At 41.4% G+C, this 19,443-nt stretch carries 13 protein-coding genes; 7 read left to right on the forward strand and 6 right to left on the reverse strand.

Annotated features, from left to right (window positions below; all coding sequences use genetic code 11):
* Window positions 1–195 (reverse strand): transposase (locus tag K245_RS0114530; protein WP_027359825.1); only part of this gene is annotated, 195 nt, incomplete at its 3' end.
* Between the two features lie 586 nt (window positions 196–781).
* Entirely contained in the window at window positions 782–1,510 is a 729-nt protein-coding gene (locus K245_RS26775) for a flavodoxin family protein (protein WP_051284164.1), read from the reverse strand.
* Window positions 1,511–1,662: 152 nt separating this feature from the next.
* Between K245_RS26775 and K245_RS0114540 the strand changes: the two genes are divergently transcribed.
* Both K245_RS0114540 and K245_RS0114545 read left to right on the forward strand, forming a co-directional pair.
* The gene (locus K245_RS0114540) at window positions 1,663–3,168 is read left to right on the forward strand and encodes a phytoene desaturase family protein (RefSeq protein WP_027359826.1); all 1,506 of its coding nucleotides are present in this window, start codon (window positions 1,663–1,665) and stop codon (window positions 3,166–3,168) included.
* Between the two features lies 1 nt (window position 3,169).
* On the forward strand, window positions 3,170–4,324 hold the full coding sequence (locus K245_RS0114545; RefSeq protein WP_027359827.1) for a 2Fe-2S iron-sulfur cluster-binding protein: 1,155 nt from the start codon (window positions 3,170–3,172) through the stop codon (window positions 4,322–4,324).
* 93 nt (window positions 4,325–4,417) lie between these two features.
* Here K245_RS0114545 and K245_RS24685 read toward each other — a convergent pair whose 3' ends face one another.
* The 4 genes from K245_RS24685 to K245_RS0114575 all read right to left on the reverse strand — a co-directional run bounded on the left by K245_RS24685 (window position 4,418) and on the right by K245_RS0114575 (window position 9,625).
* On the reverse strand, window positions 4,418–4,954 hold the full coding sequence (locus K245_RS24685) for a PadR family transcriptional regulator (protein ID WP_198013895.1): 537 nt from the start codon (window positions 4,952–4,954) through the stop codon (window positions 4,418–4,420).
* Between the two features lie 660 nt (window positions 4,955–5,614).
* Entirely contained in the window at window positions 5,615–7,795 is a 2,181-nt protein-coding gene (gene feoB, locus K245_RS0114560; RefSeq protein WP_027359829.1) for a ferrous iron transport protein B, read from the reverse strand.
* A 23-nt stretch (window positions 7,796–7,818) separates the two neighbouring features.
* Window positions 7,819–8,058 (reverse strand): FeoA family protein, encoded by a 240-nt coding sequence (locus K245_RS0114565; protein ID WP_027359830.1) that lies wholly within the window; start codon window positions 8,056–8,058, stop codon window positions 7,819–7,821.
* A gap of 436 nt (window positions 8,059–8,494) precedes the next feature.
* Window positions 8,495–9,625 (reverse strand): sensor histidine kinase, encoded by a 1,131-nt coding sequence (locus tag K245_RS0114575; protein WP_027359831.1) that lies wholly within the window; start codon window positions 9,623–9,625, stop codon window positions 8,495–8,497.
* Window positions 9,626–10,217: 592 nt separating this feature from the next.
* On the opposite strand from K245_RS0114575, the gene K245_RS26780 reads away from it, so the two are divergent.
* From K245_RS26780 to K245_RS0114605, 5 genes are all read left to right on the forward strand, one after another.
* Window positions 10,218–13,910 (forward strand): PAS domain S-box protein, encoded by a 3,693-nt coding sequence (locus K245_RS26780; RefSeq protein WP_051284166.1) that lies wholly within the window; start codon window positions 10,218–10,220, stop codon window positions 13,908–13,910.
* Between the two features lie 456 nt (window positions 13,911–14,366).
* Complete coding sequence (locus K245_RS0114590; protein WP_027359832.1) at window positions 14,367–16,238, forward strand: CHASE4 domain-containing protein; 1,872 nt, start codon at window positions 14,367–14,369, stop codon at window positions 16,236–16,238.
* A 26-nt stretch (window positions 16,239–16,264) separates the two neighbouring features.
* Entirely contained in the window at window positions 16,265–16,909 is a 645-nt protein-coding gene (locus tag K245_RS0114595) for a response regulator (protein WP_027359833.1), read from the forward strand.
* A gap of 472 nt (window positions 16,910–17,381) precedes the next feature.
* Window positions 17,382–19,070, forward strand: coding sequence for an ATP-binding protein (locus K245_RS0114600; RefSeq protein ID WP_027359834.1), 1,689 nt, complete (start codon window positions 17,382–17,384; stop codon window positions 19,068–19,070).
* Window positions 19,067–19,438, forward strand: a complete 372-nt coding sequence (locus K245_RS0114605) for a response regulator (RefSeq protein WP_027359835.1) — start codon at window positions 19,067–19,069, stop codon at window positions 19,436–19,438. Before K245_RS0114600 ends, K245_RS0114605 begins: the two co-directional genes overlap by 4 nt.
* Window positions 19,439–19,443 lie beyond the last annotated feature (5 nt).

Genomic DNA, 19,443 nt, shown 5'->3' on the forward strand with positions numbered 1-19,443 from the left:
GTGACACTTGTGGCATTGGTACAGATCTCTTGATTTGAGCTCGCAAAATTTCGAACCGCCGCAATTCGGACAACTAAAACCATGCGGCCATCTAAGTCTGAATAATGAGTCTTGGCACTTATCTTCGGTCCCATATTCGGACAGGAATTCGTGAATACTCTTTCCTTTTTGAAATTGGATCATATTTTTTGCCATGCTACACCTCCATCATATCTGGATAATCTTTCACATGCCTTAAGATAAGCATGGCGGAGTAAAAATGGTAATCAAAAAAATCAATAAGTTTAACACTCTCCCCAAACAGTAGAGAGAAACATGCCACAACAAGCTATGTGCAACGATTACTTCTTTTGACGCATTTACAATTGGATAGATGGTCTTTCTTTTGGTTTTTTGCAGGATTTAGGTATAAACAATTTTGGGGGCAGCCATTCATCTGTTTTGATCATTTTTTCATGTGGTTCTGTCTTATTTTCAGTTGTAAGTGCCAGCGGATCGCTTATTGTAAAAAGCCAAAAAAAAATTTATGACTATTGTGGATGCTTGCTAAACGGCTCTTTCGGTGTTTTCGGTATCTTCGTTTTTCTGACCAGCCGATCATACCGAGAATAGTGCATAGCCACGTTTCTTTATAGGATTCATCGTTTGAAAGCATGAAATCAAAAAAACCGACTCCGAAGGGGCCGTTTTTTTTGATATCAATGATAGCTGACTGAGAATTTGTAAGACTTGAGACCAGCTGAAACCATAATGTTTGTGTATTGCAAATGGATTAACTTTTTTATAATGGAAGGAATTTCCCTGCCTCCAGGCATTTTTCATGAAACTTGTTGCTTCCAAGAAGCCACATTTCCTTGTCGATAGGCGTATTGCTGACCTGATCCAGCGTATCCTGCGAGAAAGCACCATTCTTCACAAGCTCGGCTCCTGCTCTGACAATGCCTTCCTTTATTTTTTTGACGTCATCTGTAAAGATTTGATCCATACCAAGAATATAGCTGCTTGGTCTCAGAACCGAACCGACAAATTCACTCTGGATGTGTAGGGTGAATTTTTTCACGTGCTCTTCAACCGCATCAAAATTGTCCATTTCATAGAATCCTGCAACACTTAAAAGAGCAACTTTTGGAAGTTTTTCATGTAGTTTGATATGGCGGTAGTGGCCATACACAATTTCAAACCTGACGTCAATCAGGGGAACGAACCTGTCCATAAATGTTTTCATCTGTCCTGAAACTCCGTCTGCGTAAACAGGCGTTGCCATAACCATGTAATCGGCCTTGAGTATTTTCTGATGAACCTCAGCCATGCCGTCCTTGTGAACGCAGAGATGATCCTTTGAATAGAAACAGTGCATGCATCCCAGGCAGAATTTGGGTTTCATGGTCTGAAGATCAATCTGCTCTACGGTCGCCCCTGCTGACTCGCACCCCTTTATAAAGTTGGAGATCAACTGATATGTCATGCCTTTTTTGAGCGACGGACTCCCGTTGATTACAATAATATTCATGATAATTCCTCCATGTTGGTCTTTGATGATATATCCATTGGATATATATCATCTTTCAAAAAATATTTGCAATAATAATTTTTTAAGGTATATATCAAGTCGATATATAAAATTTAGTTCGTGTAGCAACATAAAAGAATGCAGGAGGCAATATGACTGATTATGATGTGATAATAATTGGCGCCGGAAACGGAGGGCTGACATCTTCCGCCACACTCGCAAAATCAGGAAAAAAGGTGCTTCTTCTTGAAAAGCACAATATTCCTGGAGGATGCGCGACAAGCTTTATAAGGGGAAGATTTGAATTTGAGACCGCTCTTCATCAGTTAAGCGGAATGGGTTCGAAAGAAAAACCCGGACCGCTTCGCGGTATTATGAGAAAACTTGAAGTTGAGGACAAAATCGATTGGGTTGAATCAGATATCATATATCGTGTTGTCGTTTCCGATGAACTTGACCTGACGCTCCCATCAGACAGAAAGGCTGCTGTGGCCATACTTCAGGAAAGATTTCCTCACGAAAGGGATAATATCCGTAAGTTTTTCGAAATGATCTATGCATATATAAGGGAGTTTGTGGGCAGTCTGTTCGCAGAAGAAAAGAAAGTCGAGAAAGAATCCTTCCCGACATATTTCAGATATAATCTCAAAAGCTTTGAAGAAGTGTTTGACGAATTTTTTACAGACCCGCTTCTGAGAACGGCCCTTAATTTTTACTGGTGCTACGTGGGCCTTCCTCCTGAAAGGATTTCCTTTGACCCTATTGCGAAATGTTTTTTTTCGTACCTGGAGTTCAAACCCTACCACATCAAGGGTGGTTCCCAAGTTATGTCAACGGCATTGACTGAGACCATACTGAAATATGGTGGAGAAATCAGATTCAACTGCGGAGCCCAAAATATAATTGTAAAGGATGGCCGTATATCAGGAGTCGTGACCGAGCATGGCGATGTCTGTACCGCACCATACATAGTGTCAAATATTTCGCCAATCCGCATCTATGCTGATCTCATACCCCCAGAGCATGTAAGCAGCGAAGCTCTTTCCAGTATGAGAAACAGCAAGGTCGGGGTTTCCGCCTTCACGCTTTATATTGGTCTTGACTGTTCGCCGGAAACAGTGGGTATCACCGAAGCTACAACCTTCTGTTACGACAATGCTGATATGAATGAGGTTTTTAACGCTGTCAGCAGAATGGACACTCAAGATGATTTCTATCTTATGTCCTGCTACAACATCGACAATTCTGATGCATCTCCTTCAGGAACCACCCAGATTTCAGCATTATGCCTGAAATACGGGGAGCCTTGGGAAAAGCTTAAGCCGGAACAATATTATGAAACAAAATTTGCTGCCGCAGAGACGCTGCTTCAAAGAATAGAAAAAAGATTTCCTGGGTTGCGGGCACATATCGAAGAGCTGGAAGTGGCAACTCCTATCACGCACATGAGATATCTGGGACATCCGGGCGGAGCCATCTATGGCTTTGACAAAAGCATGAATGATTCAGGCGTTTTCTTCCCGAAAAATGCAATCATGGAAGGACTTTACTTTGCAGGCGCCTGGTTTGAATGGGATGGATTCCAGCCGACTCTTACATCAGGCCATGACGTTGCAAAGGAAATACTTGAAAAGATGAAAGAAACAGGGAGGGCATAACATGAAAGCATATGCGAAGCACTTTGACAGGTTCGAGGCTCTGAAAAACGAGATGGAGGAAGGCCGCAGGAACGGCATTGACTATCGGGCAGACAGAGGAAAAACTGGAGCAATTATCAATCTTTATCACCCCAAAACCATAGACTGCCAAGTTTCTGAGATAATTGAGGAAACACCTGATGCAAAGACTTTCAGGCTTTCTCCTGCAAACGGATATATGCCGCCTTTTCTTGCAGGTCAATACATCAATGTTTTTGGAGAAGTTAACGGCATAAGAACAAGCAGGCCATACAGCATATCATCGTCACCGCTCCAGAGGATGTATTACGACATTACAGTCGCGCGTGTGGCAGACGGATTCTTTTCAGACTATATGCTGAATATAGTAAAAAAAGGCGACCGTCTCCAGACATCCGGGCCATCAGGACATTTTTATTTCAACCCGCTCTTCCACAGCAAACATTCCGTATTCATCGCAGGTGGATGTGGTATCACTCCATTTATGAGCATGATAAGAGAAATATGCGATGCAGGGCTGAATAGAAATGTAACCCTTCTTTATGGAAACAGGGGAGAAAAGAACATCATTTTCCATGACGAGCTTAAGGAACTATCAGAACGCAACAGCAACATAAACTATATTCCTGTGATTTCTGACCCGTCCGGGATTTATTCAGGCCAGTGCGGTTTCATAGATGCCTGCTGCGTCCAGAAATTCGTACCGGATATCTCTGAATGCACATACTACATCTGCGGGCCTGAAGCCATGTATGAATACTGTTTGCCCCAGCTTGAATCCATGAATCTACCGCTAAGAAAAATTCGGCGAGAGATGTTTCCCTCTGCAAGGGACATCACAAAGGAAAAGGGATGGCCAGCAGGGGTGACAGGACAGGAAGAATTTTCTGTGAAAGTCAGGGGAGTAAGAACCATCACTGCAAAATCAGGAGAAACATTGCTTGCTGCACTTGAAAGGGCGGGAATAATCATCCCTGTTAATTGTAGATGTGGAGAATGCAGTATATGCAGGGTAAAGCTTATATCAGGAAAGGTCTTTCAGCCAAGAAATGTTCATCTCAGGCTGGCTGATGCAAGATTCGGGTACATCCATTCATGCAAATGCTATCCGCTGGAAGATATTGAAATAATGCTCTGATCATTAAAAACATTGGGGAGCTTTTTTAAAAAGCTCCCCCCTAACATTTCTATTTTGCCTTTTTTAAGTTAAAAACAAGATTAACAAAATGCGTCAATTATGAGTAGCCCCGCTGATTTTTTCTTTAAGTTCGTCAAATATCTTTGTATAGCTGTCTCTCATGTGTAGATAATAGTCAATTCCGAAATCAAGAGTCTTTATTTTCCAGGGATCTATATCATAATCCGCATATTTGCTTTTTAATCCACGCATCATGTCGATCTGGGCTGTTAGTTCGGATATATAGGTATTCAGTTGTCTTTCAATTTCATCATTTTCAAGGAAAGAGAAAAAGAACATCCTGCAAAGAGCTTCATCCCTTATCATGGTTATGGCTGAATTCTGGGCCATCCATTCCCTGAACTGGGCCCGACCACTCTCTGTGATGGTATATATCTTGTTAAGTTTACCGTTGTTTATCTCTTCGGTGGATGTAACGTGGCCTGCGCTCTCCAACTTTTTCAGAGCAGGATATATGCTACCGTAGCTCGTATTGAAGAAATGATTGGTGCTTTTCTCCATGGCTTTTTTGATGTCATAGCCTGTAAGGTTTTTTTCCATCAAAAAACCCAGAATGATATTCTCTATCATGACAATCCCTGTTTTCAGCATTTTTTTATAAGATAAAACTTTTTCCAATGGAGTCTGCCAAGACAATCAATACTTTTCTTGTACAAACTTAAATCCTGCAAACGAAGGATTTCAATAGGTGTCATATAAAAAAGGTAATATTCACTATTTGTTAGAGGCCAATCAAGCAACATGCAGATATCACCTTTTTCATGCAGAAGATAACATGTAAAAAGGCGGCTACCAAGGCAAAAATTAAGGCGGTACTGACGGGTAAAAACCTGACTTCAAATACGGGGCTGCTGCCAGTGTTGAGATTCATAAAGAAGCTTTCACTTGTGAAGGATACAGACAGTCTCTCAAAGACATGGACACCAGAGGATCAAACTCGGGAATCCGCTTTCCCTTGGCAATTGGGCGTATAATAATCGCTCTGATAGCAGAAGCGACGGAATTGGAACACGTAAGCAGAATTTGCTCAGATAAAGATATTGATCCGGTGATTAAACATATAAAAAACCTGAAGCGTGATTCCTTCTAAATCATGCAATAACGTAGAATCAAAAATTTATATATTATGCCACCGGAGCAATATTATAATTTTGGCTATGTTCCCTTGAGAGGAAAATAGCCAAAATTTTTGTTTTTTTCATGATTAAGGTTACAAAAAAAACCTAAGGCTCACACAAAAAGCCACATACCTATATTATAGACAGCCACTGAAAAAACAAATGCAACCGTAGTGTTAAAAACCATGCTGAAGGCAGCCCATTTTCTGGAAGCTTCCTTTGCAATTGCGACCACTGTTACAAAGCACGGAGAATAAAGCATAACAAAAATCATAAGAGCAAGCGCCACAGCAACATTCCAGCCAGGATCAGACGCGAGCCTTTTTCCAAGGCCTTCAGAATGTTCTGCGTCAACATTTCCCATTGAATAGGCTGTACCAAGGGATGATACGATTACTTCCTTGGCCGCAAAACCGCCTATCAGCGCAATATTCACGCGCCAGTCAAAACCGGCAAGTTTTGATATCGGCTCAAGAGCCTGTCCAAGCATTCCTGCATAAGACACCCTCAGAGTCTTCATGGATTCCTCAGCTGATATTTCTTCAAGCTTTGCTTCAAGCCCGGCTTTTTCGTCATTATCAGAGACAGAACTGATCTTGGTCTGAATTTCAGATTTTTTAGTTTCAAAACCGGCCTTCTGAGCCTCATCCAATCCGGGATATGTCATCCCTGCCCATATTATCACGGAAAGACCAAGTATTACTGTTCCAGCCTTTTTTATATACTGCCACGCTCTTTCCCAAGTATGAATAATCAGGCCTTTAAAAGTTGGAAGCCTGTAAGGAGGAAGCTCCATCAAAAAAGGAGTCGCATCTCCGCGGATCAAGGTCGATCTTAAAAACCTTGCTGCAAGAAGGGCAAAAATCCAACTTGTGATAGTAGCCCCGAACATTGCAAGCGCTGCTTTTTCGCCAAAAAAGGCTCCGCAGATCAGAATGAAAACAGGAACCTTTGCTCCGCAGTTCATGAATGGCACGACAAGAAGGGTGGCAAGTTTTTCCTTGGGACTCCTTAATATGCGGCTCGCCATTACGCCTGGAACTGCGCATCCTCCAGGAATTCCTCCTGCGATTATCAGGGGCATTACAGAGGAGCCATGAAGGCCGAAAATCCTGAGAACCCTGTCCATCATATAAGCCATTCTGGCCATATAGCCGGAGTCTTCAAGAAAAGTTACCATCATGAACATGATTATAATCAGAGGAACAAAGCCAAGAACACCGCCTACGCCGCCAATAACCCCTGAAACAACAAGGGATTCGAGATCACCATCAGGCATTATGGACGCAACCGTATCCCCAAGCCATCCGAACAAAGCCTCAAGCCAGCCCATTGGTGCGGCCCCGAGCTTGAAGGTGATTGCAAACATGGCATATAAAACCATAAGCATTATGACTGGCCCGAAAAACCGGTTTGTTAGCAGGGCGTCAATCCTGTCAGAAAGGATCACCCTATCTAGGGCCGAATCATCCGCCATAACTCCATCTTTCAGAATGGATGCAATGAATCCGTATCTGTAGTCTGCAATCAGGGATTCTGGATATATTCCAAGAGTGTCCTTGCAATGCTTTGCTGTTTTTTCCGCGAGTTTTTTAATGGCTTCAGATTTTTCTCCGGCTTTTGTCACAATATCCAGAATCTGGTCATCGCCCTCAAGATATTTGATTGCAAGCCATCTTGAAGGAAAACGTCCATCGCATAATTTCAAATCTTCAATCATGTCTGCAATCTGGGTAATTACAGGATCAAGATCAGGGCCATAGGTTATAACAAGAGGATTCAGAGCCCCCTGCCTGTCACAACTCATTTTCATGGCAGCGGTTATCATATCATCCTTGCCTTCTCCTGTTCTTGCAACGGTTTCAATCGCAGGAGCGCGAAGGTGGTGTGAAAGAAGACTTGTATTTATGTGCCTGCCCTGCTTTCTTACCTCGTCCATCATATTAAGAGCGACCACAAGCGGAGATCCAAGCTCAAGAAGCTGTACTGTCAGATAAAGATTTCTCTCAAGGTTTGTTGCATCAACTATATTGATTACACAGCCTGGCTTGGAATCAACAAGATAGGTTCTTGAGACCAACTCTTCCTGTGTATAGGCCGTAAGCGAATAAGTTCCTGGAAGATCGACAATATTAAGATCGTCCGAACCAAAACGCATTGATCCTTCGCGTTTTTCTACAGTAACGCCGGGATAATTTCCAACTCTTTGCCGACCTCCGGTGAGAGTATTAAACATTGTGGTTTTACCGGCATTTGGGTTTCCGGCAAGGGCGAATTCATAATTCTGTTTCATTGAACACCTTGTATTTTTAATGCTTAAGATTTGCCTTGCTCTACAAAAATATAATCAGCCTCACTGTTTCTAAGGGTCAGGGTAAATCCTTTCAACCTCAGAGCCACAGGATCCTTAAGCGGAGCTTCACCAATCACTTTAATCTCTGTATTCGGAACAAGGCCCATGGCCCTTATTCTTCTGCCAAGCTCACCCTCGGCCTTAACAGCGCTTATAACAGCCTTTTCATTCACCTTCAGTTTTCTTAAACACACAATATCCATAAAGCACCTGTTTTTGGTTAGACTAAATTATTAAGCTCAATCAAGTGAGCTTAAAATATATAATAGGCACTTAGAGGTCAAGCATAAAATTAAAGAATGGAAATAAAAATAGATTAGACTAACTTATAAATAAAACGACCAAGATCAGATAGCCAGAAAAGTCTTTAAATCCAATAATACAGGGGAGTAATCAGACTCTCTTTGACAGCTGGCAGAAAAAACAGGGGCTTATAAATGACAATGCCGCAAAAAGTCCAGTTCCCGTCATTTAGGCGCAGACTGGAATCCAGAAGTGCCTGAAAATACAAAGAGCCTGATCAAGTCAGGAATGATGATGAAGCACTTTTCTGTCTATTTGCGAGTCCAGCGATATTCATACATGACTGAAGTCAGTCAAAAAATGATCGAAGATCAGCCGAGCGTTTTTTTTGCAAAATCATAAGATATCCAGGGCAAGACTAAAAACAGTTCCTTTATTCTCAGAGGTTTTGAAGCTTACGATCCCGTTCAGTATTGTTTCCCCGAAAAACTTCATGGAATATGTCCCAAGCCCTCTTTCCAGACCTTTCTTTGTGCTGAAATTACGTTGAAATATTCTCTGTGAAATATTTTCCGGTATAAACGATCTGTTCCATACTGAAAAAGCGATCTTCCTTTCATCCACTTCAAAAAACACCCTTACCTCATCGTCAGAATCTGTTGCTTCAAGGGCATTTGTAATCATGTTGCACAGGATTCTTAAGAGGAGAGAACGATCTGTCCTTAAAATAGTATCTTTATCAAACGCCTTAAAGACCAGTTTTTTATTGTTTACGGCGGTATGTTTTTTATAAATTGTTTTAAGCTCATCAAGGATCATTTCCGCTGAAATATCACAGTAAACCGGATTTGGAATGCACGAATCTTCAGAGAAAAATTTTTTTTGTATTGCTATCTCACTAGCTATACGCAGAGAGAAATCGTAAATTTCCTTCAAATCTTGTTGTGCAGTATTAAGATGATCATGGAGAAGGAGTTCACATCTTCCGAGAAGCCCCACAAGAGTATTGCTGATGTCATGAAAAAAAACTTTTTTAAGATTAAAAAGCTGTTGTTCCTTGCTGATGTCCTGAACAAAAAGAAGAAGAAATCTTCTTCCGCCAATATCAAGCGGACAGCATTTGATACTCAGAAATAAATCTACAACCCTGTCACCCCTCATAACCTCAAGCGCACACGTGCGCTCGTCAGCCTTATTCCGACCAAGCACCGCAACCATTGAAATAGCTGCGCCGCAACTTGAGCAGAATCTTGAGGTTCCGCATCCGCCGGGCATGTCGCGGGAATGAATACAGTCCACAACCTCACCAAGCCTGAGGCCAAAAAACTTAGAAGTATCTTCAATACCTATGAGCTCAAAAAAGGAATTATTCAAAGCAATGACCTGACGATCCTGGTTAAGCACTGCAAAAAGCCCGCTCACAAAATTCATCAGGCCATCAATGACAGGATTCTGGGAAATCAGATCAAGATCTCTTTCAAGAACCTGAAAATCTGATCTGTGGGGGCTGGCAAAAAAAGTCTTCATGATTTCTCCATATCTGAACATAAGGTTTGCAAATAAATAACCTTGAACAAATCAAAAACCATTTTTTTGAAAGGGCATAATTTCAGAAAAAAAAAGTAGCGTTGACAAGATCGCAAGAGCTCCGATTCTCGTCATTCCGGCGCAGGCCGGAATCCAGAAGCACCTGAAAATACAAAAAAAATACCTGATCAAGTCCGGAATGATAATGAAGCACTTTTCTGTCTTTTTGCGAGTCCATCAGGGTTTGAGTGTGCAAAAAAACAGTCCCTGCAGAATATGCGAATTAGAGCAATATAGGACGAGGAAAAGCTTATATCAAGATGTTTATCCTGAAATGGTATTTGTCTGATTTTTTTCTGGAAAAAAGCGCTTTAAAAATTGTATACTAAAAAAAATAATACCACCGACACCTTATTGGGCAAGAAATTAACACTAATTTCTTTTCACAAACAAAAGCACGATAAGCCTATCTGAATACTGGCGTATGGCAGAATCAAATTTTTGATGTAGAATTCCGCTACCTGTTTTAAGCCATACTTGCCTGTCCACCTGAATTCAGGCCTTATGACAAAACTTAAGATGGGGTAAAATCATGAACTGGTTATTACCATCAATAACTGTGTGCCTTACCGGAAGTCTTGTTCTTTTTTTCTTTTTTTTCTACCTTTACCGCGCATACAGGGAAAACGCTTTCTTATTATTGGCTTCGGCCTGGCTGATCAATTCATTCAAATTCATTTTCGAATTAACAGGAAAAACTGAGCCATCAGGCCTGCAGATAATTTTGGCCAATATTACTTCAATCGCAAGCGGGGTTTTACTGCTTCATGGCACATCTTATCTTATGGGAAAACCAATTTCAAGAGCATGGACAACCCTTGCCGCGACAGGAATACTATGGCTAATTATTGCAAAAGCATCTGGTGCGCAATTCCTTTTTATGGCAGTTCCTGCCGGTGCTGTGCTTGCTGCGATTTATATATTCACCGGCTTTACAATCATAAACGCCATGGGCAGTGCAAAGGCGAGCGCTCTCGCAACTGGTTTAGCCTTCATTCTTATAGGTATTTTCACGGTTTGCAGTCCATATCTTCTTAATATCTCATGGTTCATACCATGGAAATTCACACTCAGCACCATACTCGAATCAGCTTCGGCAATTGGAATATTCATTATCTCCTTTGATATTTTTGAAGCTAAGCTGAAAAAATCAGTACAAACTCACTTATCCATATTCAATGCCACAAGCGAAGCAATTTTCATCCACGATTCAGATACGGGAAAAATACTGGATGTTAACGACACAGCGACCATGATGTTCGGATATGGCAGAGAGGAATTTCTGTCCTTTGACTCAAAAAACCAGCCAGATGCCATTATGCAGTTTACAAACCAAGACGCATGGTTAAAGATTTTCCATACATTGAAAGAAGGAAAACAAACATTTGAAAAACTTTGCAGAAATAAAGACGGAAACAGTTTCTGGACAGAGGTATCTTTGAAAGAATTCTCTTCGGGAGAAAATCAAGCTGTACTTGCTGTAGTAAGGGATATTTCCGAAAGAAAGGCGGCGGATCAGGCCTTTGAACATTCAAAGAGCAGTCTCCGCCAGCTTTTTGAAGAAGGCCTGCTAATTTTCATAATGCTTGATGAAAATGGCAAAATAACATTCAGCAACAGCAATTTTGCCAGAATGACCGGCTGGAGATCCGATGAGATATCCGGTTGCGACTGGTTCAAAAACTTCCTTCCTGGACAGGAAGATGCAAAAGAATATTTTATTGATACAGTTACAAGCAAAAGAAGCTGCAATGCATCCGTACGCTATAGCAAAATCCGAATAAGATCAGGCAAGGACAGACTCTTGAGGTGGAACTGCGCGCCCATTTATGACTCCGGAACAAAATGTGACGGAGCTGTTATTATTGGCGAGGATATTACAGAACACAGAATGGCAGAGGAAGAAAAAGAATTCAGGAATGCCCTACTGACAACGGAAATGGAAACTACGATCGACGGCATTCTTATTGTCGATTCAGAGTCGAAAATAATCATGTCCAACAAAAGGTTCTCAGAAATATGGGGAATACCTGAAGGCATAATGAATTCTGCTTCAGACGAAGAGGCTCTTGGCCATGTCATAAACAAGCTGAAAGCCCCGGAAAAATTCATTGAGAGGGTAAAATATCTATATGCGCACCCTGATGAAAAAGCCAGGGATGAAATAGAGCTTAATGACGGCAGGATTCTTGACCGATATTCGGCGTCAATGTTCGGAAGCACAGGAAAATACTACGGAAGAGCCTGGTATTTCAGGGATATCACAGAACAGAAACAAACAGAAAATATCCTGCGCGAAAGGGAAGAACAACTCAGTGGACTTGCGGAAAATCTGCCCGGAGTTATTTTTCAGTTCTACGCAAGGCAGGACGGAAGCATGGGAATCTATTACATCAGCGACAGGGCAAAAGAGATATTTGACATTGATGATTCAGATATAAAAGCCTCTTTCAAAGTCTTTTTGGAATGCGTCCATAATGATCACAAGGAAGCGTTCATTTCCTCAATTGAAGAGGCGGTAAAAAATAAACGCAAATGGGATTTTGAAGGCAAATTCATCAGGCCGGATGGACTGAGCCTCTGGTTCAAAGGCATTTCAATTCCTGTAGAAAGAAATGGAGAGCTTGTTTTCAATGGGCTGTTTCTTGACATCACAGAAAAGAAAATGACTGAAGAGGCCTTAAGAGAAAACGAAGAAAAATTCAGGGCTCTTTTTAATAATATGACTGAAGGAGTTGCCCTCCATGAGATTATTTTTAACGAAAATGGCGTGGCAGAAGACTATCGGATCATTGATGCAAATCCCGCATACTCAAAACATGTCGGAATCAATTATAATGAAGTTATAGGTAAAACGGGCAGAGTTATCTACAAAACGCATGAGCCCCCTTTTTTAATAGAATTTGAAAACGTAGCCAAAACACGCGTTCCATATACTTTTGAAACTTTTTTCAAGCCTTTGAGCAAATACTTCTCCATATCTGTGGTATCACCAAAAGCAGGTCAGTTCGCCACTGTTTTTGAGGATATAACAAATCGAAAAAAGGCTGAAGCTGACAGACTTGAAATTGAAAGAAAAATGCTCCACGTCCAGAAACTTGAAAGCTTAGGCATTCTTGCCGGAGGAATTGCACATGATTTCAACAACATCCTGACTTCCATACTTGGAAATGCGGATATAGCGCTCATAAAACTTCCACCTGCTTCACCTGCCAGGGACAGCCTTGCCGAGATTGAAAGATCCGCACAGAGAGCCTCTGATTTATGCAGACAAATGCTCGCCTACTCCGGCAGGGGCAAATTCATTATTGAAGACATTAATCTTGATGAAATTATTCAGAATATGGCCCAGCTCTTCAAGGCATCTATTTCAAAAAAAGCCTCTCTTACAGTTAATTCGGCAAAAGACCTGCCTTCCATTAAAGGTGATCCGACGCAGATCAGACAAATACTTATGAATCTGGTTACAAACGCATCAGATGCCATAGAAGAAAAAAGCGGAACTGTAATGATCAATACAGGGTCATTGTACTGTGCAGGAGATTTCCTGATCGAGATTTCATTGGGAGAAAAACTTCCTGAGGGTCTTTATATTTTTCTTGAAGTATCTGACTCGGGATGCGGAATGAGTCCTGAAACAGCAAGCAGAATATTTGAACCTTTTTTCACCACAAAATTTACGGGCAGAGGTCTTGGAATGGCTGCTGTTCTTGGAATTGTCAAAGGCCATAACGGCGGAATAGAAATCAAAAGCGAACCTGGGAAAGGAAGCATATTCAGAATTTTCTTCCCTGTATCGGAAACTGCAACAGAAAAGAAGGTCTCGGAAAACGGGGTGTTATTAGAAAAGCCCAAAGAAGGATTTGCTCTTGTTGTTGATGATGAAGAAACAATCCGAACCGTGGCTGCAGAAATGCTTGAAATGCTCGGACTCTACGCCATTACTGCTAAAGATGGCTTTGAGGCCATAAAAACATTCACAGAATCTCATGACAGAATCGACCTTGTTCTCCTTGACCTTACCATGCCAGGTCTTAGCGGGGAAGAGACTTTGCAGGAGCTCAAAAAAATCAGGCCGGATATCAAGGTCATTATTTCAAGCGGATACAGCGGAGAAGAGATATCAGAAAAGCTTTATGAATCAGGAATTTCTGGGTTTATTCAAAAGCCCTTTAACGTCAAAGCTCTTTCAGAAAAAATAAATGAGATAATGCAGGCTCCATAGATTCAAAAAAATATCAAAATTGGCAAGGTCGCAAAAACCCTGATTACCGTCATTCCGGTGCAGGTCGGAATCCAGAAGCGGCTAAAATCACAAAGATGCCTGATCAAGTCCGGCATGACGCTAAAGCAATTTTTTGACTTTTTGCGAGTCCGTCAGAATTATTTTCTTTCTCAAAACTAATCCCGTTTTTGATGGTCTCGCAAAAAACAGGCTCAACTTGTTATTACAATAAAATTGTAGCATTTTTGAAGTGCCTCAAGGATCTTATTTCAAAAACCCGCCGCTCAAAAAAGCACTCATCGAACATCACATATCACAAAAGCACCATTTTATTATTATTCTTACGTTAATTAAATTGACAACAATATGAATTACTGATTTTATATCCGCTAAAACAGCGAATACAGACAAAACAGATCACTACACATCTGATTTTACATCAAAACAGGTTATACAATGTCTCTGCGAACGAAAGCTTTGATTATTCTTGGTATATTTTTCGTTCTATATGGTGCCATTGATTATGGAATTCACAGACTTTATATCCTCCCCCAGTTTCTGACGATAGAAAGAGAAGAAGCAAAAAAGAATCTTGACAGGTGCATGGCTGCGCTGGACAGGGAAATAAAAAACCTTGACCAGACCACCAATGATTGGGCTGCATGGGATGATTCATGCAAATTCATGAAAAATACAAATAAAAACGAATACATAGAAACCAACCTCCTTTTAAAGACGTTTACTGACAACAGAATAAATCTCATCTGGTTTCTTAACGCTGACGGCACAAAAGAGTGGGGAAATTTCGTCAGCATGAAAAATGAAAAGCCACAGCCAGCATTCACTCTCGGAGACACTCGCCATTTTTTGGTAAACAACAAGGCAGGATATATAAGAGGCATATCCAAAATAGATTCAAGATTATTTATTATTTCCTGCAGGCCGATAATAACAAGCGACAGGGAAGGACCGGTGCATGGAACTCTTGTAATGGGAAGAGTCGTTGATGATGAATACATCTCACAGCTTGCGGCCCAAACATCTACTGACATGAAGCTTGACATTATTACAGAAGAAAAATCGGCGGCAGAAGAAAATGACAGCACATCATTTCTGAAAGTCTCCGGGACATACCCTGACATCCATGGGAATCATATAATAAAAATCACGATAAAGTATTTCAGGAACATAGCAACAAGGGGCGATACCATTATTAAAGAGTCGATTTTTATGACTTTATTGGCAGGCAGCTTTCTCTCAATCGCACTACTGTCAATGATGCGAACAAGTATAATAATACCTATAAAAAGACTGACTGTTCACGCATTGGAGATAAGGGAAACCGGGCAGTTCATTCCAGTTTCAGGATATGATGGTGATGGAGAAATAGGCCTGCTTTACGGCGCGTTTGCATCAATGCTGAATGAACTGAGAGAAACCCACACAGAGCTTGAAAAAAGAGTAGAAGGAAGAACAAGAAAACTTGAGGCTCTCAATGAAAAACTAAAAACAGAAGTTGCTCGTAGAATCGAAACTGAAGAAAAACTGAAAAAAGCAAAGCAGAATTTAGAAGAAAAAGTTCTTGAAAGGACCAGAAAACTCATCGCTACGAACCAAAAGCTGATGGAAGAAATTGAAGAAAGACTGAAAAGCGAGGTTTCCCTTAGAATATATCATGAAAAATTGATCCGCATGACGTCAGAACTGACAATAGCCGAAGAAAGGGAAAGACGAAAAATAGCAACAGGGCTCCATGACTGCATAGGCCAGACCCTCACTGTCGCTAAGATGAAAGTGGACCTTGTTTCAAAGAAGGCCGAGGATGAAGAGATTCGAAAAAATACGACATCAATAAGTTCCATGCTTGAACAGGCAATAAGTGACACAAGGGATTTCACATTCAGGCTAAGCCCGCCTGTGCTGCATGAACTTGGCCTTACCGCAGGTCTCGAATGGCTTGCCGAATATGCGGAAAACGAATACGGCTTAACAGTGATATTTGAAAAAAATAATTTTACGGTGGAAATTGATGAAACCATAAAAATAACGGCTTTTCAGGCCGCAAAAGAACTGGTGTTCAATGCCTTCAAACATGCAGAGGCATCCATTATCAGAATTGGTCTTACCATGACAGAAAAAAAGCTAATCCTTTTTGTTGAAGACAACGGGAAGGGTTTTGATTATCGCCCAGCCTCATTACAAAGCCATAGCAAAGGATTCGGACTTTTCAGCATAACAGAAAGACTTTCCCATTCAGGAGGAAGAATATCAGTGGTCTCCGGTGAAGGAAGGGGAAGTAAAATAACCATAATTGTACCAACTGCCTAATCAGTCAAAAATATCAGGAATAAACAATGCCGACAGTTATGCTTGCAGATGATCATGAGATAGTAAGGGAAGGGCTGAGAGCCATGCTTCAAACCCAGGATGACATAAAGGTTATAGGAGAAGCTGAAAATGGTCGTCAGATTCTTAAAATGATGAGACAGAAAAAACCTGATCTTGTGATTATGGATATAGCCATGCCTGAACTTAACGGAATAGATACGGCAAGAAGCATACGCGACGAATTTTCGGATGTAAGGGTTATTGCCCTTTCCATGCACTCTGACAAAAGATTTGTGCTTGGGATGCTAAAGGCCGGGGCATCGGGCTATCTCCTGAAAGAATGCGCATTCCAGGAACTGATAACAGCGGTCAACTCGGTTCTGTCAGGCGGAGTTTACATAAGTCCCCAAATTGCATCTCATCTGGTTTCGGATTATGTCCATATCTCAGAAGATACAGTTCGTTCTGGAATTGAAGTACTTTCAGGCAGGGAAAGAGAAGTGCTCCAGCTGATAGCCGAAGGGAAATCCACGAAAGAGATCGCATCAAAGCTTAACATCAGTATCAAAACAGTTGAAACGAGAAGAAAAGGAATAATGGATAAGTTAGAAATGAGAAGCATAGCCGATCTTGTGAAACTTGCCATACGCGAGGGGCTGACAAAAGCCTGAGCCTTCTATGCCTTAACTTAACAGAGCCCAGAGTGACCCCTTAAGAGCCTGTAAACCGTTCTTCAGTTAAATAGAAGCGAGGATTTCAATAACAATATTTAATATTTTCAGGATTTTATATCTTTGGGCTTTTTTTAAATCCGTCAACTGTGATATAATATCCAAAAAGTCTGGCTTCCAGAATCATTCCGGCGCAGACCGGGAAACAGAAGTAGGTGAAAACACTGGATACCGGATCAAGTCCGGCATGTCACCGACGCCTTTTTTGACTTTTTACGAGACCATCAGGCTTAGTATAAGATATATGGCTAAACTACTGTATTATCGAAGCTTATAACCTCAACTTCAGGTTTATGCACGTTTTTTGCGAGGCTACGGGTTAGATTATCCCGGCCTAACCGACATAGTTCCAGCTCCCTCATTTCTCGGCAACCTACAACCAGCCTTCCCATAATTTAGCGGGGTGAACAGAATGATAAAGGATAATAAGCCATCTTGTCTCGGCCGATTTTTTTTTAGCCAGTTCATCGTATTTCTGATTTTTTTATTCCATGAAGCTGCTTATGCAGGAGCAGATGAGCGGGTTGTGAAAGTAGGTGTCTATGAAAATGCGCCCAAGGTTTTCACAGCAGATTCAGGAAATCCGTCAGGTATTTTTATTGATATCATTGAATATATAGCCAGGGAAGAAGGCTGGAATCTGGTTTATATTTCCGGAACATGGGCAGAAGGCCTTGATCGCCTGTCAAAAGGGGAAATTGATCTTATGCCAGATGTCGCCTACAATGCAGAGAGGGAGAAAAAATTTTTCTTCCACAAGGTGCCTGTCTTGTCTTCGTGGTCCCAGGTTTATTCTGCAAGTGGCGCCAAAATCCAGTCAATTCTTGATCTGGACAAGAAAAAAGTGGCGGTTCTTGATGGTTCAGTACAACAGACCGCTTTTGCCAAACTTGCAGGCAGCTTTGGCCTGAATATAAGCCTTGTTTTTGTTCCTGATTACAAAACCATGTTTGAAATTATAGCCAAAGGTGAAGCAGACGCAGGTATTACCAACCGTTTTTTCGGACTGATGCAAGCCAAAAAGTACGGACTTGAAGATACAACAGTTATTTTTGATCCATCAGATCTTTTTTTTGCGGCCTCTCAAAACACGCCGAAGCAGCTTCTTGATATAATTGATAGCTATCTTTCTGATATAAAAAAAGACTCACAATCTGTGTATTATGAGTCTGTGAAACGATGGACATCTGAAGATGTTAAATTCAAATTACCGGCATGGGTACAAATCGTTGGCTTAACTGTCGGCATAGCACTGGTTCTGAGCATTGTGGGAAGCTTTTTCCTAAAGTATCAGATTAATGCACGCACGCGGGAGCTTCAGAAAATAAACCAGGAAATAGAAGAACGTATAACAAAGCGCACCGAAGAGCTGGCTGCGGCAATGGAAAAAGCTAAGGCAGCCGACAGAATCAAGTCCGCATTTCTGGCAACCATGTCCCACGAATTGAGAACGCCGCTGAACTCCATCATCGGGTTTACGGGTATAATGCTCCAGGGGCTTGCAGGCCCGTTGAATCCTGAACAGAACAAACAGATGTCCATGGTGCAAAACAGCGCACGCCATCTTTTATCCCTTATCAACGATGTTCTGGATATTTCCAAAATTGAAGCAGGTCAGCTTGATCTTGCATGTGTATCTGTTGACCTGAGAGCGTCACTTGAAAAAATTGTTAAAATAGTATCACCTCTGGCCGAAAAAAAAGGGATAGAACTTAAACTTGATATCGCAGATAATATCGGGACGATTAATACTGATCAGCGCCGTTTGGAACAGATCATTCTAAATCTGCTCAACAACGCGGTCAAATTTACGGAAAAAGGGCATGTCTGCGTTTCATGCCGTATGGACAATAATCATTATATCCTTTCATTTTCAGACACTGGCATAGGCATGCAGCCTGAGGAAATTCCCAACCTGTTTCAACCGTTCCACCAGATTGATAGTGGTCTTTCAAGAAAACGGGAAGGAACAGGGCTTGGCCTTTCAATATGCAAAAAAATTATAGAAATTATGGGCGGTTCCATAAGCGTGGAAAGCCGATGGGAGCATGGCAGCACCTTTACCGTGCGCATCCCTTTACAAACAGGAGATTTGTCATGAACGACACTCTGCTTATTATTGAAGATAACGAACAGAATTTCTATCTGATGCGTTTCTTGCTTGAAAAAAATGGTTTTACAATCATTGGTGCGGAAGATGGCAGGGCAGGAATAAAAATGGCTCTGCTTCACAAACCTATTGGTATTCTACTGGATATCCAGTTGCCTGAAATGGACGGATATGCGGTTGCCGCAGAGCTTAAAAAGCACGAAGAGCTTGATGGAGTGCCGATCATCGCCGTAACATCCTATGCAATGGTTGGAGACAGGGAACATATTTTGGCGGCAGGAGCGACAGGTTATATTGAAAAGCCCATAAATCCTGAGACATTCGTGGCAGAAATTATTCGGTATTTGTCGAAAGAATAAGGGGA

Origin of the sequence: Desulforegula conservatrix Mb1Pa, assembly GCF_000426225.1 — a bacterium.
GTDB lineage: Bacteria > Desulfobacterota > Desulfobacteria > Desulfobacterales > Desulforegulaceae > Desulforegula > Desulforegula conservatrix.